Here is a 24,364-nt window from a genome sequence, read left to right on the forward strand (position 1 = left end):
CATATAGCCATAAAAAAGAAAGATATTTATCAATCAGATTCTTTTATATTCAAACATACGGCTATTTTCTCTTCGATTTAGGGCGTTTTTTTTATATCTGGGAAGCACAAACTTATTATAAAACCCTGATTTTCAAAAATAAAACTATTTGCGGTTTCTAAAAACCGCAAATGAAACGGAGTTCTGCCCGACACGCGCCGATCCCTTTTTGCGGTCGCACCCCCCTTTTGGGGTGGGAAATATGACAAAATCCTTACAATCCCACACTATCAAATTTTCCCTAAGAAAATGCTACCTATCTGCCTGCCTCAGGCAGGTGTACATGAAAAAGCCCCGCTATCTTCACAGACTGCGAGGCTAACCACTCGAATAAAAACAAACTATACCCTAGATGCAACAGATATATTGCGCCCAGTCTTCCATATCCGTATCCATTCCTTACGTAACATAAGATATTTAAGTGCATCCGTAAGATTGGTTGACTCTTTAGGTAACCGGTTGGTAGGTAACTTATCTCCAGTCTTTAGTTTGACTATCTCTGAACTACCATCAGAACGGCTTACAGTCTTTGTTCCGGTTATTTCCATCTCACTCTTGAGGTTGGAACAATTATACTGGTCAAATTGAATGGTAAACAATCCCCGTTCTAAATTGCCACTTAACAAATCCATGAAGAAACGATATTCCAAATTACTACCAATATTGCCCTGCCCTATACTCATTAACTGTACCTGCCATCCTGTCCTTGTGCCATCAGCATAGTATTCTATATTCTTTTTTATTTGAGTAGCCATGTCCGCCTTGACTTTATGATAATTATTCATCGAACGATCATAATAGAGTTTCAATATCTTCCGTCTATGTGGTTTAAAATATTCCAAGAAATTATCAGCCAGTTCTCTGGCTGTATTAGGTGGCAACGTATAGAGTTCTTTCAATACTTTGTATTTCTTTTTGTCCTGTTGCCCAAATACCATAGATAGCATATTACCGGAGTCCATTCCGGCTTCAATGGGCCTATTCATGTCTAAATGCCTAAGTACTGTGCAATCCTCCTTCCATCCCAACGGCTTCTGCTCTATAATCTCATTAATGAATCCATCAGCATAAAAATGCCGGATAGCCAAATTACAGTAAAACATTTGCCCGGCTTCCAATTTGGGGATAATCGAAAGGATATTGCACAGAATTCCTTCAAGCCCCTCGGAGAATTCATCACTAAACCAATCCAGCCCTAAAACGTCTGCGTTGACATAAGAGGACGAAATGAAAAAAAACGATGTACGTGAACGTGTCTTGATCCATCGTTCTTCCCACCGCTTCATATTGCGTCCTGCGAGTTCCAGTGCCCGTTGCAGTTTATTAAGACTTGAAGCTAATGATTTATCAAAGCGATATTTCTTCAGCACTTCATTATATTCCTGCAAGGTAGCTACATACGTCTTTTTCGTCTCGTTATAGACAAATCCCGCCTGGAGCATTAACAGGATTTTATCTTTATCGTTCTGTTTAGCTAGTTTCAGAATCCAGTCATATTCGCCAATATGGTTAGGATTAGGCATATCGGTAGTAAGGGTACGACTACGGTACCAAACATTCATTCCATACTTCACCCTGAAACCCCGTACAGCTTTCAACAGATTCGTAAATTTCTCCTCCGGGAAATACTTGACTTCATCACCGAACACTCCAACATACGAACGTCCTGCACCGATAGACGGTCTGTCTAAAGAGATGAATGTGAAATTAAATCCGGTATAGAAAACCATAGTGTTACGCCAGTCCGTACATACATTGTACATTCTTTCCTGCCATTCTTTAGGCGGCTCCTGATTAATCACATAGTGAGTGCCGATTTCCCACCCTAATAGAGAGAGTCCATCTATAAGCGAAGGAATGACATTCTTATGCAAATCTGAATATGTATCAGCTACCCATGCGAACGGTGCGCCCTGACAATCCTGTGCAACTTCTTGCACTCGTTCTGATAATACTTGCACTGTTTTAGCACTGGCACGCCCGGCAATCCAATAAAGCGCCCATGGCATCATTATTGATATGAGCTGGGCCATCCAATTTGCGTATCGCTGTTCTACATCATCAGTCGATGTCTTTAGTTTTTGTTTCCTGGTCATCGAGCATTTCAATTATATCCACATCAATCACTTGCGCATCCCTCCCGCTCCGGAATATCAGGAATAGAATCAATCTGTTCAGCAAGCAATTGCCTGTTAACCTGTGGAATTCCTACAGCCTGCGTATCAAGCATATAAATTTTTATATGCTTTTCGTTGACTTCCTTCCGTTTCTGCGGATCAGGTTTATCCAATTGTTTGATCTTAGCTGCCTGTATCATCAAGTTTCCATACACTTCCATGTCCTTAGAAGAATGTGCATTTATTAATACAACCTGTGCCGCTTTCTGCAGATTATCATACATCATATTTCGGTGAGCGTTATTTTCTACCGAATCATTCGCAAAAAACAGGTTTATAGCCTCATTATACATTTCCCTGGCCCTAGCTCTTTTTACCTGAAAAGGATCATGCATAAGGAAAGATATTGCATTATCCTTACCATATTTCCGCTGTATGCCAATCAGGGCGTACAGCGCATTATAATAATCCATCTCATCATCCGTTAGTTCCATTGTACAACCGGATGCCAAGTAATCCTGTAACCTGTCAAAATAAGAAGTTTCAAACATTCTCTATATCTCCGAAAAAAACTTGGTTAATCGCATTCTTAAAACCGACTTCACGACGCAGTTTATCAAGCCGCTGTGCCTGAGTTACATTATCACCAACTTCAGCACTGGCCGTCATTGATAATCCTTCCTTTGCCTGTTGTATCAACTGTCCACGTTCATAATGGTATTTCAGTGGAGAACCTACCAAATTGAAGTACCACTCAAAATCATTCAAAGGAATATTGTAAAACATGGCTAATTGCTTAGGAGTATATCCTATAGCTGCCAGCTTTTCATATTCATCAAAGTTAATCCTGTCATACCATACCGGATTTTCTCTCCACTTAACCAATTCGTCCGCAACGAAACTCATAGACTTCCTTACTTTTTAAAAATACATATTGTTCTTCCATCGCATTCTCGCCATAGTTTCCACTCCCTTCTACAACAAAAAAGCCTTTAGGCGTATCCAAACAAGTTATCTTCTTATGGCTCCACGCAAAAGACAATTCAATAACCCCATCTTGATGGAGTGCCATCAACCTTTCAAAAATCTTAGGCATACGAAACTTTATTGTCTCGGAAATATGCAAATGAATACTCCCAATGGCCCCTTTCTCCTTCCATCGGAGCAATGCATTAATTATGCGTTCATTGGTTGAATAAGTTGCTATATACAGGTGTTCCAAATATCCAGTATGCTTGAGTAAGTAAACTATAAAAGTAAATGCCGTAAAACTTTTCCGTGTTTCTATGAAAAAGACTTCATTTTCTTTTGGAAGTCGGCCGCATAACTCTTTGAGATTATTCAATTTATATGTTTGAAGCATTTCAAACCGCTTCGAATACATTCGTGACTCACGCAGTTCTTCACGTAGCTCGTTTAAATCAAAATAATAACTCATTCAAGTAATCGGTTCACCTCTTCCAATTCAGCTTTGTAACCTGCCAGTCTTTCCCGTCGTTCGATATCCAAATGCGGCTTATCTCCTTTATTCAATTCGCTAGTTACCCGCCAAATATTGTTTTCTATCTGTTTTTGGCGTTTTACAAGTTCTTTTATCGGTAGTCCCAATAGTTCTTTTCTCCTTTTAAACTCATTAAAAATCGGATGCTTCCCTAATAAAGACTTATTCTGCTGATAATAATTCAGTTCATCCCATATCATCCGGTTTTCAATATAACTGTCTATTAATTGTCTGCTAACAGAAGTACATTGATTCAGATCAGTGCAATCGCGGAGTTGAGAATGTAATTCAACGTATGCATGATATCGTGAAAATTTTCGGGAAGCAAGTGCCTCCAACTCCACCGGACATGATTTCTCGTTTAAAAACGAAAATTCTTCCCGAAAAGACTTGGGTTTACGGCTGAATGTTATCTCTGTTTCTTTCCAGTTTGTCGTAAAATCCTGATTAATATTGTATTTCTTGCAAAGAAATGCAACCATCATTCTCTTATTGCCGGAAGGGTTGGAACGAACCAGACGCAACGTTAATGGAGATACGCCCGACTGTTCCATCAAGCGTATTCCTTCTTGAGCATTTGCTCCATTCTTCAGCCAAGCGATTACAATCTCTTTCACTCTTCAAATTCGGATTTATCCGGGAACATTTCAAGTAAATATTTCATTAGAAAGTCAGAATATCCACTTTCTGCGTTATTCAGGAATATTTTCTTTGATACCAGTTCCTGAAATTTCTTGTGATCCGGTTGCTTGGATACGATAGACAATGCAATGTTATCGCTTTGCCAGTTCAATTCGATAGAAGAAATAGGATCGAACTCTGGAAAGAGAGTATTAAAATAAACAGATGAGATCAAATAACCACCTGTATTCAATTCCGGGAACCTTTCAAACATATCTACAAGACTCTGTTTTTCGTAAACAACAGGAGTATGTGTTCCAAAATCTAATTTGGGAAAATCTGCCAGCAATGCAACTGTACGCTCCATATTATCCCTATAAATGCCTTTATATAGTTCTGGACGCAAGATTCCTTTATTTTTAGGTACCTCAATATGAGCCAGCATTACCGGAGCTACAAGGTAGATATCATCATTGGACCAAATAAATTTATCAGTAACTTCATCGGCAGCAATAGCCAATTTTAATTTTTCAAGTACATCAATCTGAGGATTATCTGACACACATTCATGTTCTATGACTGTAACAACATCACTCATCCATTCCTCCCGGTCGCCAATGATGACAACATTAACACCAAAACGCAGGAATTTATCAAAAGAGCGCAATGCCATTTTCAACTCATTCCCTTGTGCTTTGTTCTTAACATAAGGAATTACCACCGTTGTATGATCCAGTATGGCTAAATTCTCTTGAGATGCCAGTCCCCCGCTTGGAGCCTGATCTTGTTCCACACTAGAAGCCTGATTATTTACTGAATCAGCTTCCACTTTTTTTCCTTCTTCCTTTTTAGTTCTCATATTCTTATTTTTTGATACACAAAAGTACCATTATCCCAATACAGGCAAAAGGACACAAAAAGAGGTGCTATATCCAATATGGATATGCACCTCTTCTCAACACAACAAACAAACTTATTTATAGACCTCCTTTAGATGAGCCTGACGCACTACCAGCCAATCCTAAAATAGCATTGATTTCCTCACTGTCTGTAGCCGGAATAAGGCTCTTGGCAATATGTCCAATTGTAGCCCCACGCAGTGAACTTGCCAAGTTGATCGTATTTTTATCACCTTCTTTGTTATCCTGTGAATCTGCTTTTGTGAGTTTCAATGGAGTACAGGGAGTACCTGCTATCTTTGCATCATCACCTGAGCAGCCAAAAACAATAGCTCCTAAATCTTCATTGATATTGTTGTTTACAAATTCATCGTGTTCAACCTCTGTTCCCGGATGCTCATAATCTACATGATGAATGAAGCCACGCGCATCGTCTTCTCCTTCGCTTGTGTGATAAATGTTAATAGTAGAGTCGGTTGCATAGACTGCAATCGGCTTTTTCCCATCTGCCAAAGCGAATTCCTTAACACATACTCCTTTTTCATCACGGTTGTATGTCTTTACATCATTCCAGCGGAAATAGACAATATACGCCTTTTTACCTTTCGGGCGTCCTGCATTCGATGTCTTCTTAGGAACCGATACAAACTGATATACTGATTCTGCCATAATTTTACCTCCTTTTATTTTTTAAAGCCCACCAGCTTCGGAGACAGACGCTCCTGACTCTGTGGGTGGAATATATGCGAAAATAGCTTCAGCAATCCAAAATCCAGTTGCTTCCCACCATTCAGCAAAAATCTTCACCTTATAGTTTTCTCCTTGCATCCAAATTTTTGTAGCTTGTGGGTCCTTACTACGCAAATGTTTGAAGTTCTCTTTTGGAGTAATAAAGAAAACTCCGGTACCACGCATACCTTCAAGTGGAGCAAATGTGAATTTAGAGAAATCGACTTTCACTTTTTCTCCATCTTCATTCTTCAACCAAGGATATTTCTTGCGATATGCTTTTCCATAGCGCGTTACAATGTCCGGATCGGCATGAATAAACATCTGTTTCTTTTTGTATAACGGTTTAACCTCTTCAACCGCCTTGTCGATCTGATCTACCAGCTGTTCATCCGACAGCTTCTCGCCATTGAGCAACCAGGTAATAGCTTTATTATTCGCTTCTTTCAATGCTACAAGTTGAGTGACATACCCATCCATAACTTCATTGGCTTCTGTTGCATCATCACCGTCTTTCACAGCTTTAGACTCTACAAACTTACCTGTAGCCAAAGCAACCTCACGCTCTTCGTCCAACTTAGGGAACACAAGTTGATTTAAGATATACTTTACAACCGGCATATCTTCCGGCTTCAAGTTCTCATCATAAAGATATCCGATGATATCCTCCATCACATCAGATGGAACGATAGCAACGTTAATTTTACATTTGAAATTCTTAATGGTAAGCGGAGTAAATTTAGTTTTTCCTTTGGGCGTCCAATGGGGAGTAAACTGCTGTAATACCGAATCAATTGCTGCCTGTTGTGCACGAACCTCCACTTTATCGGTAGCGATGGTGGACATATACTGCGTAGATTCGGTCTTTCCCATCAAACTTTGCAGGATTTCAAGACGTTCACTATTTACATACTTACCAAATTCTTTTTGCAGTTCGGTAGTTTCAATAGTTGTATTGCCTGAATAAGAAGCACCGGGTCTTCCATAATAAATAGCATCAACATATTTATTATGCGACAGATTCATGTCCGGTTTAAAAGTCTTTCCCATATTATCCGCATTTGTTCCTGTTACAACCTTTCCTGCATCAGCAGTTTCTTCCTTTTCCAACTTAGCGATTATGGCATCGGCTTCCTCTTTCTCTTTTTCCAGTTTGGCAATACGTTCACGAGCCTCTTTCAACTCTTTCGCATTTTTCCCTTTCTCAACCTCCATTTCAGACAGAAGTTCTTCTGTTACCACACTCTCTGCAGTTTTCCCCTCCTTTTCGAAATCGGCAAGATCCTTTTTGAACTCCTCGACGAATTTTTTTCCATATTTATCTTCCAGTTTAGTCTCCTGCTCTTTACTCATTGAGGATTTTCCGTCCTTGTCTTTAGCTAAAGCTGAGATTCCCAAATATCCAAATACGGCAGCAACTACTTTTTCAAACATAATTATGCACTTTTTGAATTAATATATTCGTTTACATACGCATCTCTGCGCAATTCTCTCACTCTTCTCAATGCAAACTCTCTAGTACCAACCGAATCAATCAAGCCATTTTTTTTGGCGTCGTTCGCATAGAACATGCGCCCGGCAATGATCCCTTCCGTTTCGAGGTTAAGTTTACTACCTCTTCTACTTTTAACTGCTTCTTGGAATCCTCTTGCGAGCGGATCAAGTTCTTCTGTTTTGATTGCATCATATTTTCCCTCCTTCGCCGCTTCAAACGGCGCATTTTTATAAGATGATAAATTACTATAGATTGTATGAACCTTTATTCCATCTTTCTCATAATATTTGGCATAATCCGGAAAACTCATCATTACACCAATAGAGCCAAATTCCGAAGAGATTGTGTTAGAAGCAATAATTTCATCGCAATAACAAGCTACATAGTAGGCAGCAGATGCGCACAAATCACAATATGCAACCACACACTTCTTTTTCTTCTGTGCATATTGGATTGCATCAATGAGTGGGGCGATAGCATCAACGCTACCGCCACCGGAATCTATGTCAAGCAAAATACCAGAAATTTTCGGGGAATCTGCAGCCTGATTTACCATCTCTGCTACTTCAGTAGTTCCATAACTACAGTATGAACCGTATTTCAACATAGAACCTTGAAGCCCTATGACTGCCACACTATCTTGTGGTGCATCTGAAAAATCGTGTCCGGATTTCATTTCTGTTTCGGACATCGCACATACAACTATGGGAGACTTATCTGATAGTTTGGTTATATCTTCACTCTCAACCCCTCTTTCTAAAAGAAGATTAATCAGGATTTGGTTGGCTTCCACATCCCGAAGTGAGATAAACCATTTACCTCTCAAAACAGCACTATATAAAGAAGAAAATGCCATGTATTTTTATACTTTATTTGTTTGATACAAAATTACAATGACTTACCGCCTATTAAAAGGACTTTAGGAACTTTGAGAACTCGGCACTAGAACGTTTTATTGATAGAGTGATGGCTGCTGGGGAACCGCTTCTCTCAATAGAGAGCTGTACCGGGTTTTTATCTGTTCCAACCACTTTCCTCTCACCATTAGAGTAATCAATACGAAGTAGCCCATATCCACCACATTGTTCCCTAATAAATGATTCATTCGCCTCACTTGAATCTGTACAAGTAGCGCTCAATTCTTGTTGTACCAATTCTCCCGGAGCAGACCTAGTTTCTTTTAGCTCACATTTGGATATATTAAAATCGATCCAATTGCCGGAAACGGAGATGGAACTAACGCCCAAACAATCATCAATATCCGCATCGTCTATTGAAAGATAGAACATTGCGCTAATTTGTGCTCTTTTATCATCTAAACTCATAGCTTATATATCTAATAATGAATAAATTGCTTAAAAGTATAAGTATAAAAAAGATAAAAAATATCTTTTTACTTATAGATTAATCGTAAAAAAAACACAATCACTTAGAAAAGAGACAGTTGTATTTCCTTATTTACCTCTTTTATCATCTTTTTCCGATTTCGATAGTCATACTTCTTTATCGCATCATAGTTTATTGCGTTATTTTTAATGTTATATGCCATCAAAAACGCTTTTATAATCTTATCCTGCTTGAATCCCTTCTCATATCCCGCAACAAAATATTCGCGAATACGAAGACGGAAAGATGCTTCAATGTAATCCTGCAACATCCTTTGTTTCCATTCAGGAATATACAGAAAGTTTTCATTTAAAATGAAATGATTCCATTCCTGTGTTGGCAAATATAATGTAATTGGATTCTCTTTCAAAGGAAGACGTGGCGGGCGGTCTTTTATTGTCACCATTGCTTGAATCATTTTTCCGAGATCATTAGTGGTTGCTACCATTACCCCACCTTCTTTTCTACACCCAAACTCATGATATAAGTAATCATGTAAATAGGGTGCTAGTTCTATTGTTACACTTGGTTTTTCCATATTACTTGTTTTTTTAAATAATTTCCCATACTAGCTTACAACCTACAACTAACAATCAAAGCATTGTATATAAGCACATTACATCTAGTCTACCGGTTGTAACCACTTATATGGTTGTAAGTGGTTGTAAGTAGGTTGTAAGTGAATAACAAACTATGCACTTACAACCTTTTCATATCTGATTATCAACATATTAAAACACATATATTATAAAGGTTGTAAGGTTGTAACCACATTTTCAATTATTTTTCTCTTAAATAGTTTTTTATATATTAGACCTTATGATCTAATATACATATATACAAATATCTGATTAATAGAGTTGTACTACCTTATATCCATAACGTGTACCCATTCCCGGCAATTTCTTACCTATACGTTCATAGCCTAACTGGCGCAATGCCTGCCCGATAGTAATATCGTCAATGCGGGTCATTGAGCTAGTTATCTTTCGTGCAGCTTTCAGTTCCCGAACGATGTCCATCGGCATGCGGAACAAAGACTCTTCATCTTCTTCCGGCTTCCGGTACCATTCCTTCACCAATTTATATGCGGTGGATTCAATCACATACTTTGCGTTATATTCTTGGAAATCATCATAATCTTTTCGATTAAAGGTATAATCAAAAGTTCCATTATACAAGGTCATAGCTTCCGCCCAAAGCTGATCCACGTCCACGGCTTCTCTGTAATCCCCGATCTCGTCAATCTCAATAGCGGCTATTCTACGGAGAAGACCGGAATCTGAATTAAACAGAAACCCTCCCATCTCCTGTGTCTTATTACTTGTGAAAGCACAGGAAGCAATACGTTGCATCTTTGTGGTGAAACTTTCTCCTGGCAACTTGATATCCACCATGAGCCGGCTCATATTATTTTTAAAACTGTTCTCTGTTGACTTTGTTATTCCAACAAACTCATCAAAGTTGATAATAAAGCGGGAAACAAAACACTCTGTCATTCTGAATATACGTTCGTCTTTATCCGAAACAACGTAATACTCTTCCAAACATCGTGGTACCAAAAATTCAATCAGTGTCGTCTTGCCTATTCCGCCTTGAGCATTAACAAATCCAATTGCTACATCATTCTGCCTCTTACCATATACTTGTGCAACTACAGCTACCAACCACTTTTTTATTAGGTATTTCATCCGGTTTTGATAAAATTCCGTATCATCTTTATCTTTAAAGTCGTGTGCCCGGAGAAAGCTGCAATACAAATCTATTTGGCTGACACCGTTCCATTTGTTTTGTAAACCATCAAAATACTCTGTAACCGGATTATATGCTGTCATCTGATTAGGAGAAGTCAATATAGCCTTTAATAACGACTTGCTACAGGCCAAACCATCATCAATCATATGCATATAGATATCATTTTCTGTGATTGATGTAGTGTATTCACGTTCCTTACTCTCAATATACGATTTTGAGTGGTCGAATATATTAATCTTAATTTCATAGTTCATATCCAACCACTCCTTTACCGCTTGTACTTTTCCAGCAGCTTTGGCAGCCGAAGAAGTTTTTGCCAATTCTCTCTTAGCCATTATTTCCCCATCTCAATCGGCGGTTTTCTCCTGGAAGCTCCACCACGTTAAACATTTCGTCCATTCTCGTCCGGATGAAATTACCATATCTTTGCGCAGTAATCTTGCCCTTTACATCTCTTGCAGCTTCAAGTGTGTCAAGTGTAAAGTTAGAAGTAGCATAAGTCCTACCGCCATATTCATACCTGATAGCAAACAAGTCTATAACGGGCTTGACTACATTACCATAGTCCTTCATCTCTAAATTTTCACGTCCCAATTCATCAATAAACAACGGCCTTTCTCTTAATCCAGTGATTCCACCTTCCGATTGAAGTAATTCTATCAGTTGTTTCGCATGAATAGTTTCGGTTATCTTGCGAGTGAGATAATCCTGTACTGATAAATAAGAATACATCAATAAAGACTTACCACATCCAACTTTTCCCATCAAATATATTCCTTTATGCACATTCCATCTACAATTCCTCACATCTCCAGTCAGATAATAATATAACTGACGAATAGTGTCCTTATTGTATTGATCCACAATGAACGCTGATTTAATACCTCTTTGCATCATGATGGCTTCTGCTTTGGCTTTCAATAGCTTCCAAAACTCGATATCGGAAATATGGGAATAATGAAAAGCCCATAGTTCTTGGTCAAGTTCCTGCTGCCTTTGTTTACAGGTATTTATGAAGTCATTAAAAGTCGCTGTCATGAGTGATCTCTTTAGGTGGGTTAGTATAACTGTTATCAGTCACTTTAAAAAACTTTGGATAACTACCAGCCATAGCGAAGTTCAAATATCTAATTGCCGTATCCGGACTTCCTTCACTTATATCATCAAGATAATCCAAAACTTTCTGTTCTTCCCTGCTTTTATATGTCTTACCAAACGTCTCCAAACGGTATTCCTTCCAATATTGCCAAGTCTGCTGGAACTCCTCTTCTTCAAAAGGTAATTTGATATCAACAGGTTCTATCGGATTCTGCATTAGTTCATCAAACTTCATAGCCTGTTCTTTCAGCCTATCCCATTCTTTAATAAACTTCACTATTTTTTGTTGTGCGATAACAGGAATACCGCCATCAATATAAGTATTAAACTCATTAGTGGCACATTCGAACTGTTTCCATAATATATTCCAAACTTTCTGCATATCTTCAGCTATTTAAGTTATTCTAAAAAAGACCGGGAATTTCACCCGGTCCAATGAACAAACCCAGATGGGGCTGGTACCCAACAGCTCTCCTTAAAGCTGGCATATTAAATTAGTTATTCATCAGTAGCTCCTAGAGGGGCCTTTTTAATTTGTTTTACTCTAATTAATAATTTGATAATGAGATGTACTTACCAGGTAAATTACAGTTTTGAAGAAGTTTATCACATTCTTTACCGTAAGCAATCAAGACGGAACCGCATCCTGGACGATCCCCCCTTGTACCATCTAGACGAAGAAAGTAAATACGATCGCAAAGAAATTTGATAGAGGCTGCTCGATTGAAGACGTCTTCAAAGAACATCTTATTATCACATCGAGCATAAAGAAGAGCAATCCCATTATCATGATCGGCCAATCGATGAACAAAATACTTAATAATAGGATTGGTGTAAGGAGGGTTAAGGAATACCCGCCCTTCCCAATCTTTCGACAATCCATCAATATCTTTTGTGAAACATCTGTTAGCAGTATGCCAATCAGTTTTAGGCGCACATGGATCTAAATCAAATTTTCCACCTAAAGATTCGATTATATATTCCGGGGTATACCATTCGGTTGTAGCAGATTTGCCACCCTTTTCCGCTGTTTGAAAATTGACATTCATTTCTTTCTTTGTTTTACTCTAATTAAAATGCACCTCCATCACAGGAGTTAAGAATAGTTTCTACTATTCTATCACTTTTCATTCTTCCATTTTCGCCCACTCCATCATTATCATCCTTATCAAGTTTCAAGATGTTTAAATTTCCATCAGCAAAGAGAGTTAGATTCTTAGGTTTCTTTCGGATTAACTTCTTCAGCTCCTTAATCCACTCCTCTTCTTTCTTCGTTAGTTTGATTATTTTCATAATGTTCCTTTCTATTTTGTTATTTTGAATAATTTTTTCTGTCTCTACATATTCCAAGATTCTCAAACCCTAGAGGACAACCATCGCAATAAACATTGTCCCCTTTTTGATAACAGGGACGATTATGGAGAATTTCTTCTTTTAGTTTGGAAATAATATCATCATCCTGAGCTATTACTTCTTGCAAACTCTCAACGACCTTTTCATGGACTTCCTTTTTTATTAAGGAATTATATTCGTCCTCTGATAATATAAACATCATACTGTAGTTCCTTTCTATTCCGTTATCGTTTTATCTCCTATCTCAAATAAATTGTTTTGTAAGTCATAACCAAAACTTTTAATTCCACCTTCCCGCCTAATACTTCGTTTACCATCCTCTGGCAGAATGACAATCTTTACTTCATCATTAATTTGGTATCCATCTTTCCTTAGGCGATACCGAAGATTGTTAAGCTTTCTCCGTTTTTTCTTTTCCATCAAAATCTATTTTTTGTTCTCCTTCCCATTTTAATAAGATATAGTAGAAATCAGCCTGCAGAACATCAGGAACTTTATTCATATACATTCGCTTCACCATATTGACAAATGCCCCAGGTTCATATCCTGTATCAAGAAAACTTATAAATTCATTCACTCGATTAAGTTTCATGATGCGCATACCTTTAATTGTAGCTGTTCCAATATATTGCCCTTTCAATTCAATTCGATATGTCCTATTGATTTGATATTTGGAAGTGGCGAGGCGAAAAGTAGTGAAGCATTTACACTTTAACTTTCCATTCCAACCATCCGAGAACCTAATAACTTCCATATTATTCCCCTTTCCCCTGATAAATAGTCTCTGTTGGCATAGCTTGCTCAACATATTGAAATAAGAGCCGTGGAATATCCTCAATAATCCTAGTTAAGCTATTCTCCTCAATTAATTTGATAGCCACTGTACTCATGCACTCATCTATTGATGAAACATTTTTCACTTCCACATAAGATAGATTGTTTAGCGCATCAACAAATGTAAGATACCTCATTACATCAAAAGCGGCTACACAATTTAATACATCATTAAAGGTTGGTTTCGGAATCCAAAATACATCTTCATCATTCTGATTCTGAAGTGTCACAAACGGCTTGTTTTTTGCGTCCATAATAATAAGTTTATTAGTTAGTAAATCGTCGTTCGAATCCGGGAATCGAACCCGGAAATGCTTTTATTGTAAGTTGTTAGCATGCCAGTAGGAGATCATCTCTCCCACGTTCCTGGCTCCGATTTTAGCTTTAATATTTTCACGATGCCGATTAACAGTCAGAATAGAAATAGATAGTTCAGAAGCTATATCTTCTGCTGTCAGATGGTCAACTATTAATCGAAAAACTTCCATCTCTCTTTCGGATAATTTAGTAGAGAGCTTAGGTTTACAAATAACTCCCTCAAAAATACATTCCCCTCTTAACGGACATTTCACCTCTTCGAATTGAAGTCTACCTAAATAATCAATATCATATTTATTTTGATCGTATTCTCCGAAATTACAACGAACAAACCGATGTGCTACCTTATATTCATAAAATGATTTGTTTCTACTGCTTTTTGAATATAACTCCATTAAGGCCGCATGAGCATCAGGATATCTATCGCGAATAATTGTAAGTAGCCAAGCCACTATTTCATTATCAGTTTCCTCAAAAAGACGGGCGGCTTTCCCTTCCTCTTTCAACATAACATCCCCCTCGGGAGTGTTATAAAATTCAATATTAGTAAATTGTTTCATGCCTTATCGTTAATAGATTCGTTTAAAAGACGCTTGAGTAAACTTACTTCAAGAGGTCTAAATGAATTTCCTGACATTTTATTGTAGAAAGATGGTAGAGACACACCACTCTGACGAAGAAATTCATCTCGTAACTCTATTTTCTTCTCTCTCGATAAGAGATCATAATGGCTTTTAAATACCATTTTTGGTTGTTTTTCTCCTTTTCTCATTATTATTATAATTTTTATTCTCATTTTTATAGCGCAAATCTACCACTTATTTGCGATTACCGCAAATAAACAATGAGATATTCGCAATTTTAATTGCGAATATCTCAAATTACCAGTTAGGATTTTAGTTTAACTTTATGAATATGAATGTAATAGAGAATATTAAGCAATTAAGGGCCGAAAAGGGTATTCCGCAAAAGAATTTGGCGGATGCATTAAACGTTGACATTTCTGTCATTAGCAATATTGAAAATGGGAAACGTGAATTAAAGGTTAGTGAACTTGAGATTATCGCAAATTGCCTTGAAGTAAGAGTTATTGATTTATTCACATATCCACAAAAATATGTTATTAGTAACAAGAATTGCGAGGAGCCTATTGAAGCCGTATTGCAAATAAAATTGGGAAAAGATAAAAAAGATCAAGTACTACGTCTCGTTTTTGGAGATAATAATCTTGAGATATTAAGTAAATAACATACATAATAATAAAATATGAAAGAAATGCAAGCATTAAACAACCTCCTAACAAAAACTTTTCTTGATATTTCTAATGAGATTAGAAATATTGGTTATAATGTGGAATATACAAATAACTCTCAAAAAGAATATGATAGCTATTGTATTACTCGTGAGAATGAGATTTATTACATATTAAAAATGGGCATTACTTCACCTGGCACAATCAAAGTCCAATTAGAAGGGAATGAGCTAATTTTACAAAAAAATACAATAAAAATAGTAAAGAATGATACTCCCCAAAATATAATAGAAGAAATAAGAAAAGGGTTCGAGCCTATTATTTCAAAAATTGAGTCTATGCACACAGAAGCAGAAAATATACAATAATAGACAATTATCAACCAATTGACAATTATAGACTAAAATTATCGGTATAAGAAGGATATAGAGCGTATGGAGTGACTTTCCCGCTACCCCGACGAAAAAGAAAACGCTGATAATTAAGTTGCAAACTTGGCTATCAGCGTTTTCTTTTTATTCAAAAACTCCAAAAGCCATCGAAGAAACAACTAAACAAGCTAAAACAAAACAACTTATAAATTATTATTATGAAAAACATTTTATTTACACTTTTTGCTATTCTGATCTTAACTAGCTGTAGCAAAGATGATGATAACTGGATCGAGCTTAACGAAAACAATATCGTGGGTAATTGGTCGACAGGCATTAAAGGCTCGCATAAGTTTTTAAATTTCGGAAACGATGACAAAGGCTCTTTTGGAATTTATAGCAATGCAGATCCCATTTCTTTCCAAACGTTCAAATACAAAGTCGAAGATAGTAAGATTTACATCTATGATGTATTCCCAAAAGGTAAGTCACCATATTATTTGGACTGTAAAATATCAAATAATAAACTCAAAATTGAAAATGGTGAGGAATCTGGTACTTACGAAAAATTAGAATACTAACTACTTCCAAACTTAAAAATGCTTAGAATTAATAGTATAACACAAAAAATAATATTTATGAAAACAGCTTTTTTATTGGGCAGCATAGGATCAGGACTAATTCTATTATGCCACCTTTATTCGTTTGTCCAAATGATCATAATGAATCGCCCCGATTATTTGTATCCGACATATTACATCCAATCCATTATCATCTTCATAGCATGGACTTTGATTTTCATTTGCTTTATGATCGCTTACCAAAAACAAAACAATAAATCATGGAAGGATTAATACAATTCACAGGCATAGTGATCATTGCATTTGGAATACTGCAAATCATCCTTTTCTTTAAAGTTTGGGGAATGACTAATAACGTCAAACGTATTTGGAAGAAAATAGATAATAAAGACTTTCTTTCCGATGCTTGTGTTTCTTATATAAAAGGCAACTTGGAAGAAACAGAAAGATTGGCAAATGAAGCTTTTCTACAGGAAGTAGCTTTGCTTTCTAAATCATCTGAATCTTATGAAGATTGGATCGATAATTATATAAAAATAAAAGAAAAATATACCCGTATCTTCAAGAAAATAGATAAGCCAGCTCCTGACTTTAATAAATACGAAGAACCGAAGATGTATCTACTTTAAACAACAGAGAAAAAATAAGGCTGACATAACGAGTATCAGCCTTATTTTTTACATATATCCATATCACATATTCAAATAATACTCCCGCGTCAACGCTATATATTCCTCGCTATACTGATGACGTGCCAATTCCGTCAACAATTCTTCTACCACACACTCCTGAACGGAAAAAGAAAAGGTAATCAGCGTACGTTTTGAGACACCGCCGGGTTTAGTAATCACATGAAGTTGACGAACCGCATACAACTTCTTCGCAAACGCAATCTCCTTTACCCGATCGGCCACATCTGACGGAATGACCACCGTAAAAAGTCCGTCGTCCGCTAACAACTCACTAACTCCTTCCAACAAATCGCCATAAGTCAATGAATCATTGTGACGGGCCGTAGCCCTCTGCCGATCCGGACACTCCAGAGAATCGACAAAATAAGGAGGATTTGAAACAATCACGTCAAATTTATCCGAAGACCGGTATTTCTTAAAGTCAGCCTGCACCACCTCTACCCGCTCCCGCCAAGGAGAACGAACCACATTTTCCCTGGCCTGTCCGGCAGCCGCCTCGTCTATCTCCAATGCCACAATCTTTGCGTCCGGCAAACTGCGTTGAGCCAACATTAAAGCCACCAACCCCGTCCCCGTACCAATATCCAATATCCGGCGCGCACCCTCAACTGAAGCCCAAGCTCCCAAAAGCACCCCATCCGTACCGACTTTCATAGCACATTGATCGTGCCACACTGTAAATTGCTTAAATTGAAAATAAGGATTCGACATTTTATCCGTTTGTCTTAAAGCTGTTTTATTCTACTATTTTATTGCAAATCGCCAAAAATAAATAATAATTATGGAATACTCCCTCTACAAACCGATATTTTGGCATTGTTTTTGTGTTTTTATTCTGCGCAGTGCTTTATTATTAGAGAGAATCAATTAACTTTGCAAACGATTTATGCATATCAGTATGACATAAACTAAATTAAAACGAAAAGATGAAAGAAAGATATTTATTGGAAGATGGAAGCGAAAACGGCTTCTCGCTAATCACTGACTATGATGGGAACGATGAACAGGCATTTGATGTAAATGTGAAATCTGGTGAAATTCTTCCGGTACTCCCCCTACGCAACATGGTATTGTTTCCTGGAGTATTCCTACCAATCACAGTGGGCCGTAAGTCTTCTCTGAAACTCATACGCGACGCTGACAAGAAACATAAAGATATTGCCGTAGTATGCCAGAGATCGGCACATACAGAAGATCCGAAACTGGACGATTTACACAATATCGGTACCGTAGGACGAATTGTGAGGATATTGGAAATGCCCGATCAGACAACAACTGTCATCCTTCAGGGAATGAAACGTCTGAACCTGATAAGCATTATCGAAACCCATCCGTACCTGAAAGGTGAAATAGAGCTTCTGGAAGAAGACATTCCAAGCAAAGACGATAAAGAGTTTCAAGCCTTGGTAGAAACCTGCAAGGACTTGACTATGAGATATATCAAATCGTCAGACGTGATGCATCAGGATTCGTCATTTGCTATTAAGAATATCAATAGTCCGACGTTCCTGATCAATTTCATCTGCTCGAACCTGCCGTTCAAGAAAGACGAGAAGATGGACTTGTTGAGCATCCACTCATTGCGTGAACGCACATACCATTTACTGGAAATCCTGAACCGCGAAGTGCAGTTGGCAGAAATCAAGGCATCCATCCAAATGCGTGCCCGCGAAGATATCGACCAGCAGCAACGCGAATATTTCCTGCAACAGCAAATCAAGACTATCCAGGATGAACTGGGTGGCGGCGGCCAGGAGCAGGAAATGGAAGAAATGCGCCAAAAGGCAGAAAAAATGCGTTGGAACGCAGAAGTCAGGGAAACATTCATGAAAGAACTGGCTAAACTGGAACGCACCCATCCGCAATCTCCAGATTACAGCGTACAGCTTAATTATCTGCAAACCATGCTCAATCTTCCATGGGGTACGTATACAACTGATAATCTGAACCTTAAAAACGCAGAAAAGACGTTGAACAAAGACCATTACGGACTGGAGAAAGTGAAAGAACGCATTTTGGAACATTTGGCTGTATTAAAGCTGAAAGGTGATATGAAATCACCGATTATTTGCTTATATGGCCCTCCGGGAGTAGGTAAAACATCTCTCGGAAAATCCATTGCGTCTGCGCTCAAACGGAAATATGTACGTATGTCCTTGGGCGGCGTGCATGATGAAGCTGAAATCCGCGGCCATCGGAAAACTTATATCGGTGCCATGCCCGGACGAATCATCAAAAGCTTGATTAAAGCCGGTGCATCCAACCCTGTCTTCATCTTGGATGAAATAGACAAGGTCAGTGCCGACCGTCAGGGAGATCCCTCTTCCGCATTGCTGGAAGTGCTTGACCCGGAACAGAATACTTCTTTCCACGATAACTTTCTGGATGTAGATTACGACCTCTCAAAGGTATTGTTTATCGCAACAGCCAACAACCTGAATACAATCCCCGGCCCATTGCTCGACCGTATGGAATTAATTGAGGTTAGCGGATATATCACGGAAGAGAAAGTAGAGATAGCCCGCAAGCATCTGGTTCCCAAAGAGCTGGAAGCCAACGGACTTAAAAAGACAGATATCAAGCTTCCCAAAGATACGCTGGAAGCTATCATCGAGTCATATACCCGTGAGAGCGGCGTTCGTGAACTGGAAAAGAAAATTGGTAAAATCCTTCGTAAATCAGCCCGTCAATATGCCACGGACGGTCATTTCACCAAAACAGAAATCAAACCGTCGGATTTGTATGACTTCCTGGGAGCACCGGAATATACACGTGACAAGTATCAGGGAAATGATTACGCAGGCGTAGTCACCGGATTGGCATGGACAGCCGTCGGAGGCGAAATCTTATTTGTAGAAACGAGCTTGAGCCGTGGCAAGGGCGGACGTCTCACACTGACCGGTAACCTGGGAGATGTGATGAAAGAGTCTGCCATGCTGGCACTTGAATATATCAAGGCACACGCTTCTATCCTGAATCTGGACGAGGATATCTTCGACAACTGGAATATCCATATCCACGTTCCGGAAGGCGCAATTCCGAAAGACGGCCCGTCGGCAGGTATCACGATGGCTACCTCCCTAGCTTCTGCCCTAACTCAAAGAAAAGTGAAAGCCAACATTGCCATGACAGGCGAAATTACCCTTCGTGGCAAAGTGCTTCCCGTGGGTGGCATCAAAGAGAAGATATTGGCAGCCAAGCGCGCCGGAATCAAGGAAATCATCATGAGTGCCGAGAACAAAAAAAACATAGATGAGATTCAGGAGATTTATCTGAAAGGACTGACTTTCCACTATGTGAACGATATAAAAGAAGTATTTGCCATCGCGCTGACCAATGAGAAAGTGGCGGATGCTATTGATTTATCTGTTAAGAAACCCAGCCAGGAATGACATTTGAGTTACAATATACAGATACTAAAAGTAATGCCCGTGCAGGTCTGATTACCACAGACCACGGGCAGATACAAACACCAATTTTTATGCCGGTGGGCACACTGGGCACGGTTAAGGGAGTACATCTGACCGAATTGAAAGAGGATATTCAGGCACAGATTATTCTGGGCAATACCTATCACCTCTATTTGCGTCCGGGGCTGGACGTAATCGAGAAAGCAGGCGGACTGCACCGTTTTAATGGTTTCGACCGCCCGATGCTGACTGACAGCGGTGGTTTCCAAGTATTCTCTTTAGCCGGAATCAGAAAACTGCGTGAAGAAGGAGCCGAATTTCGTTCGCATATCGACGGAAGCAAGCACGTCTTCACTCCGGAAAAGGTGATGGACATAGAACGCACCATCGGCGCGGACATTATGATGGCTTTTGACGAATGTCCTCCCGGTGACTCGAATTATGAGTATGCCAAAAAGTCATTAGGTTTGACACACAGATGGCTCGACCGTTGTATACAACGTTTTAACGAGACGGAACCTAAATATGGTTACAACCAGGCTCTCTTCCCTATCGTGCAAGGTTGTGTCTATCCCGACCTGCGCAAGCAATCAGCAGAGTTTATCGCGTCCAAAGGCGCCGACGGAAACGCTATTGGCGGTTTGGCAGTAGGCGAACCGGTAGACAAGATGTATGAAATGATCGAGATTGTCAATGAAATACTTCCCAAAGACAAACCCCGCTACCTGATGGGCGTCGGAACTCCTGTCAATATTCTTGAAGGAATAGAGCGTGGCGTGGATATGTTCGACTGCGTTATGCCTACACGAAACGGACGAAATGGCATGTTGTTCACCAAGGATGGCATTATCAATATGCGAAACAAGAAATGGGAAACCGACTTCTCTCCCATCGAAGCCGACGGTGCTTCAAGCGTAGATACGTTGTACAGCAAGGCTTATTTGCGCCATCTTTTCCATGCGCAAGAGCTACTGGCCATGCAAATTGCCTCGATACACAACCTGGCATTCTATCTGTGGCTGGCAGGAGAAGCAAGAAAGCATATTATCGCCGGAGATTTCTCGACCTGGAAACCGATGATGGTCAAAAGAGTATCAACTAGATTATAAGAAATGAAAAGCAATCGATTTATAAAACGGCTGGACTGGTATATCATCAAGAAGTTCTTGGGGACATACGTATTTGCTATTGCATTGATCATTTCTATTGCAGTGGTATTCGACTTCAACGAAAAGATGGATAAATTGATGGAGCATGAAGCTCCCTGGGATAAGATCATCTTTGAATACTACATGAACTTTATCCCCTATTTCTCCAATCTGTTCAGTCCGCTGTTCGTATTCATTGCTGTTATTTTCTTTACCTCCAAGCTGGCAGAGAACTCTGAAATCATCGCTATGTTCTCCACCGGTATGAGCTTTAAGAGGATGATGCGTCCTTATATGATTTCGGCCGCTATCATTGCACTGACCACCTTCACGCTAAGTTCGTACGTGATTCCTAAAGGAAGCGTGACGCGTCTGAACTTTGAAGACCGGTATATCAAACCCAAGAAACAAAACTCGGTAAGCAATGTACAGCTAGAGGTAGATAGCGGGGTTATTGCCTATATCGACAACTATAACAACGCCATGAAAACCGGTAACCGTTTTTCATTGGATAAATTCGTCGACAAGAAGATGGTTTCGCATCTGACCGCACGGCGCATCACTTACGATACCACCACCGTTCATAAATGGACGATTCACGATTATATGATACGCGAGCTGGACGGTTTGAAAGAGAAAATCACCAAGGGTGACCGGATCGACTCTATCATCAACATGGAGCCTTCTGACTTTCTTATCATGAAAAATCAGCAGGAAATGTTGACCAGTCCCCAGTTGAGTGACTATATCGCGAAACAGAAGCGAAGAGGATTTGCCAATATCAAGGAGTTTGAGATTGAATATCACAAACGAATTGCCATGTCGTTCGCCTCTTTCATCCTTACCATTATCGGTGTATCGCTTTCATCCCGGAAAACAAAAGGCGGTATGGGGCTCCATCTGGGTATCGGACTAGGGTTAAGTTTCTCTTATATCCTGTTCCAGACGATTACTTCCACCTTTGCCGTGAACGGCAATGTGCCTCCTGCCATTGCTGTCTGGATTCCTAATATCCTGTATGCGGGCATCGCGTTCTTCTTGTACCAGAAGGCACCTAAATAAAAGGTAGGCAATCCTTCCTCAGTCTTCACGGATTCGTGCCTTTACTTTATCATCTAGTGCATTCAGTTTCTTCTTATGAACGTTATTTCACGAATCCAACCTTGTCCGCTTCGGTTATTTGCTTGATGATACGACAGGGATTGCCTGCAGCAAGGGTACGGGGAGGAATATCATGTGTGACGATGCTTCCACAACCGATGACGGCTCCTTCGCCTATAGTTACACCTGCCATGATTTTTACATTGCCGGCTATCCACGCCTTGTCACCAATGGTGATGCGACCGCCTATGAGTGCTCCCAGAGCACGCTCCTCGGGATCAAGGCTGTGGTTGGCACTGTACATACCTACATTAGGACCTATGAGAACATGGTTGCCGATGGTGATACGTGAGCAATCAAGTAACACAGCACCGAAGTTGATGTAAACGTCATCGCCGATGTAAATGTTCTTACCAAACTCGCAAATAAAGTTTGGCTCAATATACACATTTTCTCCAATGCTACCAAATAGCTCTTTCAACAGTTGCTTACGCTCTTCGGGTTGTTCATCGGTTGTTTGATTGAACTTCTTGAAGATGTTTTTTGCCTCTACACGGCGTTTGAACAAATCTTCATCGAAGTCATCGTAAATCATGTCAAGTTGCATCTTTTCCCATGCAGAGAGGGTGGAGTCATTAGATTTCATACCTTTTCGTATATAACGCCAGTTCGACGAATTATAATTATTTGATTATTTGGAGAGTAACAATAAAAGTAGCATATTTATAGTGTCTAATTATAAACATATATAAAACCTTTATCACTATATTTACAGAATGCAAAGTTAATGAAATATCTTGTTTGGCAAATTATCTCTGTAGTTTTTTTAATTCCTTGCTCACGGCTCTTTCATTTAAGAAATAGTATTTTAAGATACAAGATCTTAGTGTTTTGAATACACCGGATAAGCAAAGAGTATAAAAGAGAAGTTCCGCCTATTCCTGCTAATGCAAGTGTAGGCGGAACTTTTTTGTTGTATCCATTTCCTCTTTTGTCTATTCTCCATTGTTTTCACCTGACGGTGATCCGGAAAATCCCTCTTTCTCCTTACATTCTTAAAATCGTTAACCGATTTCTTTTACATAAGCAGAAAGATCTGCAGCAGAGATGTTTTTGGCTATAATTACACCATTTCCATCTAATAAATAGTTAGTGAATCCCCGATTTAAACGGTACTTCTTAAATAATCCGGAATCCTCGCCTTCTGTTTCCACGAAACAAGTGGGCGTAACTATTTGATCCTTACGAACGGTTTCCTTAAATATTGACTGATATTCGTCAAATGAAACAGAAACCATTTCCACATTATGAGAAGAACGAAGCGCATTGCTTAAACTTACGTTTTGCATCCGGGACTGCGCGTCATAACTTGCCCAAAAACTTAGCAACACATATTTACCTTTCAAATTTCTCAATTTAAAGGCGGGTTGCTCATTTGACGTAGATTCGATTTTAAAATCAGGGGCTACGTCGCCCTCACTCAAACCTCCGGTAGGTTTGTCTTTCTCTACGAAAGCGGTCAAGGAACAAATCAGTAATACAACAAAAATCCATTTTACATGCTTCATGTAATTCGGTTTTAGTTAATACTATCCGGGACTGTCCTTAAACAGTGGTTTCTTCCCGAAACGTTGTCTTTTCAGGCATCAGGCGAAGAGGAATCC

Annotated in this window: 32 protein-coding genes; 7 read left to right on the plus strand and 25 right to left on the minus strand. The window is 39.1% G+C overall.

The window, feature by feature from the left end; all coding sequences use genetic code 11:
- Positions 1–380 precede the first annotated feature (380 nt).
- The 22 genes from GD631_RS15870 to GD631_RS15975 form a co-directional block, all read right to left on the minus strand.
- On the minus strand, positions 381–2,135 hold the full coding sequence (locus GD631_RS15870; RefSeq protein ID WP_143258548.1) for a hypothetical protein: 1,755 nt from the start codon (positions 2,133–2,135) through the stop codon (positions 381–383).
- Between the two features lie 23 nt (positions 2,136–2,158).
- Positions 2,159–2,707 carry a hypothetical protein gene (locus GD631_RS15875; protein ID WP_244983341.1) on the minus strand — a complete coding sequence of 183 codons (549 nt, stop codon included), beginning with the start codon at positions 2,705–2,707 and terminating at the stop codon, positions 2,159–2,161.
- Complete coding sequence (locus tag GD631_RS15880) at positions 2,700–3,062, minus strand: hypothetical protein (protein ID WP_117611144.1); 363 nt, start codon at positions 3,060–3,062, stop codon at positions 2,700–2,702. The genes GD631_RS15875 and GD631_RS15880 overlap by 8 nt, the downstream gene beginning before the upstream one ends.
- Positions 3,034–3,594 (minus strand): phospholipase D-like domain-containing protein, encoded by a 561-nt coding sequence (locus tag GD631_RS15885; RefSeq protein WP_143258549.1) that lies wholly within the window; start codon positions 3,592–3,594, stop codon positions 3,034–3,036. Before GD631_RS15885 ends, GD631_RS15880 begins: the two co-directional genes overlap by 29 nt.
- Positions 3,591–4,274 (minus strand): hypothetical protein, encoded by a 684-nt coding sequence (locus GD631_RS22215; RefSeq protein WP_244983342.1) that lies wholly within the window; start codon positions 4,272–4,274, stop codon positions 3,591–3,593. Before GD631_RS22215 ends, GD631_RS15885 begins: the two co-directional genes overlap by 4 nt.
- Positions 4,271–5,137: a hypothetical protein gene (locus tag GD631_RS15895; protein ID WP_032846503.1), complete on the minus strand. Its 867-nt coding sequence runs from the start codon at positions 5,135–5,137 to the stop codon at positions 4,271–4,273. Before GD631_RS15895 ends, GD631_RS22215 begins: the two co-directional genes overlap by 4 nt.
- 118 nt (positions 5,138–5,255) lie before the next feature.
- On the minus strand, positions 5,256–5,846 hold the full coding sequence (locus GD631_RS15900) for a hypothetical protein (RefSeq protein WP_143258550.1): 591 nt from the start codon (positions 5,844–5,846) through the stop codon (positions 5,256–5,258).
- A 21-nt stretch (positions 5,847–5,867) separates the two neighbouring features.
- Positions 5,868–7,340 (minus strand): hypothetical protein, encoded by a 1,473-nt coding sequence (locus tag GD631_RS15905; RefSeq protein ID WP_032846507.1) that lies wholly within the window; start codon positions 7,338–7,340, stop codon positions 5,868–5,870.
- A 2-nt stretch (positions 7,341–7,342) separates the two neighbouring features.
- Positions 7,343–8,257: a S49 family peptidase gene (locus GD631_RS15910; protein WP_032846509.1), complete on the minus strand. Its 915-nt coding sequence runs from the start codon at positions 8,255–8,257 to the stop codon at positions 7,343–7,345.
- A 52-nt stretch (positions 8,258–8,309) separates the two neighbouring features.
- Positions 8,310–8,726 (minus strand): hypothetical protein, encoded by a 417-nt coding sequence (locus tag GD631_RS15915; protein WP_032846511.1) that lies wholly within the window; start codon positions 8,724–8,726, stop codon positions 8,310–8,312.
- Positions 8,727–8,830: 104 nt separating this feature from the next.
- Positions 8,831–9,325, minus strand: coding sequence for a hypothetical protein (locus tag GD631_RS15920; protein ID WP_032854354.1), 495 nt, complete (start codon positions 9,323–9,325; stop codon positions 8,831–8,833).
- A gap of 313 nt (positions 9,326–9,638) precedes the next feature.
- Positions 9,639–10,877, minus strand: coding sequence for a VapE domain-containing protein (locus GD631_RS15925; protein WP_008647642.1), 1,239 nt, complete (start codon positions 10,875–10,877; stop codon positions 9,639–9,641).
- Positions 10,870–11,580 (minus strand): hypothetical protein, encoded by a 711-nt coding sequence (locus GD631_RS15930; protein ID WP_117611139.1) that lies wholly within the window; start codon positions 11,578–11,580, stop codon positions 10,870–10,872. Before GD631_RS15930 ends, GD631_RS15925 begins: the two co-directional genes overlap by 8 nt.
- Positions 11,564–12,022: a hypothetical protein gene (locus GD631_RS15935; RefSeq protein ID WP_143258551.1), complete on the minus strand. Its 459-nt coding sequence runs from the start codon at positions 12,020–12,022 to the stop codon at positions 11,564–11,566. Before GD631_RS15935 ends, GD631_RS15930 begins: the two co-directional genes overlap by 17 nt.
- 166 nt (positions 12,023–12,188) lie before the next feature.
- Positions 12,189–12,689: a DNA N-6-adenine-methyltransferase gene (locus GD631_RS15940; RefSeq protein ID WP_143258552.1), complete on the minus strand. Its 501-nt coding sequence runs from the start codon at positions 12,687–12,689 to the stop codon at positions 12,189–12,191.
- A 22-nt stretch (positions 12,690–12,711) separates the two neighbouring features.
- Positions 12,712–12,933, minus strand: coding sequence for a hypothetical protein (locus tag GD631_RS15945; protein WP_118299344.1), 222 nt, complete (start codon positions 12,931–12,933; stop codon positions 12,712–12,714).
- A 19-nt stretch (positions 12,934–12,952) separates the two neighbouring features.
- Positions 12,953–13,195, minus strand: a complete 243-nt coding sequence (locus tag GD631_RS15950) for a hypothetical protein (RefSeq protein WP_143258553.1) — start codon at positions 13,193–13,195, stop codon at positions 12,953–12,955.
- A gap of 14 nt (positions 13,196–13,209) precedes the next feature.
- A complete protein-coding gene (locus GD631_RS15955) occupies positions 13,210–13,413 on the minus strand; it encodes a hypothetical protein (RefSeq protein WP_118299342.1) in 204 nt (67 codons plus the stop codon).
- Positions 13,385–13,747 carry a hypothetical protein gene (locus GD631_RS15960; protein ID WP_143258554.1) on the minus strand — a complete coding sequence of 121 codons (363 nt, stop codon included), beginning with the start codon at positions 13,745–13,747 and terminating at the stop codon, positions 13,385–13,387. The genes GD631_RS15955 and GD631_RS15960 overlap by 29 nt, the downstream gene beginning before the upstream one ends.
- Position 13,748: 1 nt before the next feature.
- A complete protein-coding gene (locus GD631_RS15965) occupies positions 13,749–14,081 on the minus strand; it encodes a hypothetical protein (protein WP_143258555.1) in 333 nt (110 codons plus the stop codon).
- Positions 14,082–14,144: 63 nt separating this feature from the next.
- The gene (locus GD631_RS15970) at positions 14,145–14,705 is read right to left on the minus strand and encodes a response regulator transcription factor (protein WP_143258556.1); all 561 of its coding nucleotides are present in this window, start codon (positions 14,703–14,705) and stop codon (positions 14,145–14,147) included.
- On the minus strand, positions 14,702–14,917 hold the full coding sequence (locus GD631_RS15975; RefSeq protein WP_143258557.1) for a hypothetical protein: 216 nt from the start codon (positions 14,915–14,917) through the stop codon (positions 14,702–14,704). The genes GD631_RS15970 and GD631_RS15975 overlap by 4 nt, the downstream gene beginning before the upstream one ends.
- Positions 14,918–15,054: 137 nt before the next feature.
- On the opposite strand from GD631_RS15975, the gene GD631_RS15980 reads away from it, so the two are divergent.
- The 4 genes from GD631_RS15980 (at position 15,055) to GD631_RS15995 (ending at position 16,978) form a co-directional block, all read left to right on the plus strand.
- Complete coding sequence (locus tag GD631_RS15980; protein WP_244983343.1) at positions 15,055–15,393, plus strand: helix-turn-helix transcriptional regulator; 339 nt, start codon at positions 15,055–15,057, stop codon at positions 15,391–15,393.
- Positions 15,394–15,411: 18 nt separating this feature from the next.
- A complete protein-coding gene (locus tag GD631_RS15985) occupies positions 15,412–15,765 on the plus strand; it encodes a hypothetical protein (RefSeq protein ID WP_143258559.1) in 354 nt (117 codons plus the stop codon).
- A 221-nt stretch (positions 15,766–15,986) separates the two neighbouring features.
- Complete coding sequence (locus GD631_RS15990; protein ID WP_143258560.1) at positions 15,987–16,349, plus strand: membrane lipoprotein lipid attachment site-containing protein; 363 nt, start codon at positions 15,987–15,989, stop codon at positions 16,347–16,349.
- Positions 16,350–16,609: 260 nt separating this feature from the next.
- Entirely contained in the window at positions 16,610–16,978 is a 369-nt protein-coding gene (locus tag GD631_RS15995; RefSeq protein ID WP_008022415.1) for a hypothetical protein, read from the plus strand.
- Between the two features lie 63 nt (positions 16,979–17,041).
- On the opposite strand, the gene GD631_RS16000 is transcribed toward GD631_RS15995, so the two are convergent.
- The gene (locus GD631_RS16000; RefSeq protein ID WP_143258561.1) at positions 17,042–17,752 is read right to left on the minus strand and encodes a tRNA1(Val) (adenine(37)-N6)-methyltransferase; all 711 of its coding nucleotides are present in this window, start codon (positions 17,750–17,752) and stop codon (positions 17,042–17,044) included.
- 215 nt (positions 17,753–17,967) lie between these two features.
- Between GD631_RS16000 and lon the strand changes: the two genes are divergently transcribed.
- Genes lon through GD631_RS16015 form a run of 3 tightly spaced genes read left to right on the plus strand, consistent with a single transcriptional unit; the run spans position 17,968 to position 22,661 of the window.
- The gene (lon, locus tag GD631_RS16005) at positions 17,968–20,433 is read left to right on the plus strand and encodes an endopeptidase La (RefSeq protein WP_143258562.1); all 2,466 of its coding nucleotides are present in this window, start codon (positions 17,968–17,970) and stop codon (positions 20,431–20,433) included.
- A complete protein-coding gene (gene tgt / locus GD631_RS16010) occupies positions 20,430–21,560 on the plus strand; it encodes a tRNA guanosine(34) transglycosylase Tgt (RefSeq protein WP_143258563.1) in 1,131 nt (376 codons plus the stop codon). Before lon ends, tgt begins: the two co-directional genes overlap by 4 nt.
- Positions 21,561–21,563: 3 nt before the next feature.
- Positions 21,564–22,661 carry an LptF/LptG family permease gene (locus GD631_RS16015; protein ID WP_049702750.1) on the plus strand — a complete coding sequence of 366 codons (1,098 nt, stop codon included), beginning with the start codon at positions 21,564–21,566 and terminating at the stop codon, positions 22,659–22,661.
- Between the two features lie 82 nt (positions 22,662–22,743).
- Here the strand turns inward: GD631_RS16015 and GD631_RS16020 are convergent, their stop codons facing one another.
- Together GD631_RS16020 and GD631_RS16025 are read right to left on the minus strand one after the other, a co-directional pair.
- Complete coding sequence (locus GD631_RS16020; protein ID WP_143258564.1) at positions 22,744–23,346, minus strand: sugar O-acetyltransferase; 603 nt, start codon at positions 23,344–23,346, stop codon at positions 22,744–22,746.
- Positions 23,347–23,764: 418 nt separating this feature from the next.
- Complete coding sequence (locus GD631_RS16025) at positions 23,765–24,268, minus strand: thioredoxin family protein (RefSeq protein ID WP_143258565.1); 504 nt, start codon at positions 24,266–24,268, stop codon at positions 23,765–23,767.
- Positions 24,269–24,364 lie beyond the last annotated feature (96 nt).

It is taken from the genome of Bacteroides luhongzhouii (assembly GCF_009193295.2).
Classification (GTDB): domain Bacteria; phylum Bacteroidota; class Bacteroidia; order Bacteroidales; family Bacteroidaceae; genus Bacteroides; species Bacteroides luhongzhouii.

Excerpts from the sequence above, each read along its gene's own strand:
- GD631_RS15870 (WP_143258548.1), bottom strand. The coding sequence starts at position 2,135 with ATGACCAGGAAACAAAAACTAAAGACATCGACTGATGATGTAGAACAG.
- GD631_RS15875 (WP_244983341.1), bottom strand. The coding sequence starts at position 2,707 with ATGTTTGAAACTTCTTATTTTGACAGGTTACAGGATTACTTGGCATCC.
- GD631_RS15880 (WP_117611144.1), bottom strand. The coding sequence starts at position 3,062 with ATGAGTTTCGTTGCGGACGAATTGGTTAAGTGGAGAGAAAATCCGGTA.
- GD631_RS15885 (WP_143258549.1), bottom strand. The coding sequence starts at position 3,594 with ATGAGTTATTATTTTGATTTAAACGAGCTACGTGAAGAACTGCGTGAG.
- GD631_RS15895 (WP_032846503.1), bottom strand. The coding sequence starts at position 5,137 with ATGAGAACTAAAAAGGAAGAAGGAAAAAAAGTGGAAGCTGATTCAGTA.
- GD631_RS15900 (WP_143258550.1), bottom strand. The coding sequence starts at position 5,846 with ATGGCAGAATCAGTATATCAGTTTGTATCGGTTCCTAAGAAGACATCG.
- GD631_RS15905 (WP_032846507.1), bottom strand. The coding sequence starts at position 7,340 with ATGTTTGAAAAAGTAGTTGCTGCCGTATTTGGATATTTGGGAATCTCA.
- GD631_RS15910 (WP_032846509.1), bottom strand. The coding sequence starts at position 8,257 with ATGGCATTTTCTTCTTTATATAGTGCTGTTTTGAGAGGTAAATGGTTT.
- GD631_RS15915 (WP_032846511.1), bottom strand. The coding sequence starts at position 8,726 with ATGAGTTTAGATGATAAAAGAGCACAAATTAGCGCAATGTTCTATCTT.
- GD631_RS15920 (WP_032854354.1), bottom strand. The coding sequence starts at position 9,325 with ATGGAAAAACCAAGTGTAACAATAGAACTAGCACCCTATTTACATGAT.
- GD631_RS15925 (WP_008647642.1), bottom strand. The coding sequence starts at position 10,877 with ATGGCTAAGAGAGAATTGGCAAAAACTTCTTCGGCTGCCAAAGCTGCT.
- GD631_RS15930 (WP_117611139.1), bottom strand. The coding sequence starts at position 11,580 with ATGACAGCGACTTTTAATGACTTCATAAATACCTGTAAACAAAGGCAG.
- GD631_RS15935 (WP_143258551.1), bottom strand. The coding sequence starts at position 12,022 with ATGCAGAAAGTTTGGAATATATTATGGAAACAGTTCGAATGTGCCACT.
- GD631_RS15940 (WP_143258552.1), bottom strand. The coding sequence starts at position 12,689 with ATGAATGTCAATTTTCAAACAGCGGAAAAGGGTGGCAAATCTGCTACA.
- GD631_RS15945 (WP_118299344.1), bottom strand. The coding sequence starts at position 12,933 with ATGAAAATAATCAAACTAACGAAGAAAGAAGAGGAGTGGATTAAGGAG.
- GD631_RS15950 (WP_143258553.1), bottom strand. The coding sequence starts at position 13,195 with ATGATGTTTATATTATCAGAGGACGAATATAATTCCTTAATAAAAAAG.
- GD631_RS15955 (WP_118299342.1), bottom strand. The coding sequence starts at position 13,413 with ATGGAAAAGAAAAAACGGAGAAAGCTTAACAATCTTCGGTATCGCCTA.
- GD631_RS15960 (WP_143258554.1), bottom strand. The coding sequence starts at position 13,747 with ATGGAAGTTATTAGGTTCTCGGATGGTTGGAATGGAAAGTTAAAGTGT.
- GD631_RS15965 (WP_143258555.1), bottom strand. The coding sequence starts at position 14,081 with ATGGACGCAAAAAACAAGCCGTTTGTGACACTTCAGAATCAGAATGAT.
- GD631_RS15970 (WP_143258556.1), bottom strand. The coding sequence starts at position 14,705 with ATGAAACAATTTACTAATATTGAATTTTATAACACTCCCGAGGGGGAT.
- GD631_RS15975 (WP_143258557.1), bottom strand. The coding sequence starts at position 14,917 with ATGAGAAAAGGAGAAAAACAACCAAAAATGGTATTTAAAAGCCATTAT.
- GD631_RS15980 (WP_244983343.1), top strand. The coding sequence starts at position 15,055 with ATGAATATGAATGTAATAGAGAATATTAAGCAATTAAGGGCCGAAAAG.
- GD631_RS15985 (WP_143258559.1), top strand. The coding sequence starts at position 15,412 with ATGAAAGAAATGCAAGCATTAAACAACCTCCTAACAAAAACTTTTCTT.
- GD631_RS15990 (WP_143258560.1), top strand. The coding sequence starts at position 15,987 with ATGAAAAACATTTTATTTACACTTTTTGCTATTCTGATCTTAACTAGC.
- GD631_RS15995 (WP_008022415.1), top strand. The coding sequence starts at position 16,610 with ATGGAAGGATTAATACAATTCACAGGCATAGTGATCATTGCATTTGGA.
- GD631_RS16000 (WP_143258561.1), bottom strand. The coding sequence starts at position 17,752 with ATGTCGAATCCTTATTTTCAATTTAAGCAATTTACAGTGTGGCACGAT.
- lon (WP_143258562.1), top strand. The coding sequence starts at position 17,968 with ATGAAAGAAAGATATTTATTGGAAGATGGAAGCGAAAACGGCTTCTCG.
- tgt (WP_143258563.1), top strand. The coding sequence starts at position 20,430 with ATGACATTTGAGTTACAATATACAGATACTAAAAGTAATGCCCGTGCA.
- GD631_RS16015 (WP_049702750.1), top strand. The coding sequence starts at position 21,564 with ATGAAAAGCAATCGATTTATAAAACGGCTGGACTGGTATATCATCAAG.
- GD631_RS16020 (WP_143258564.1), bottom strand. The coding sequence starts at position 23,346 with ATGAAATCTAATGACTCCACCCTCTCTGCATGGGAAAAGATGCAACTT.
- GD631_RS16025 (WP_143258565.1), bottom strand. The coding sequence starts at position 24,268 with ATGAAGCATGTAAAATGGATTTTTGTTGTATTACTGATTTGTTCCTTG.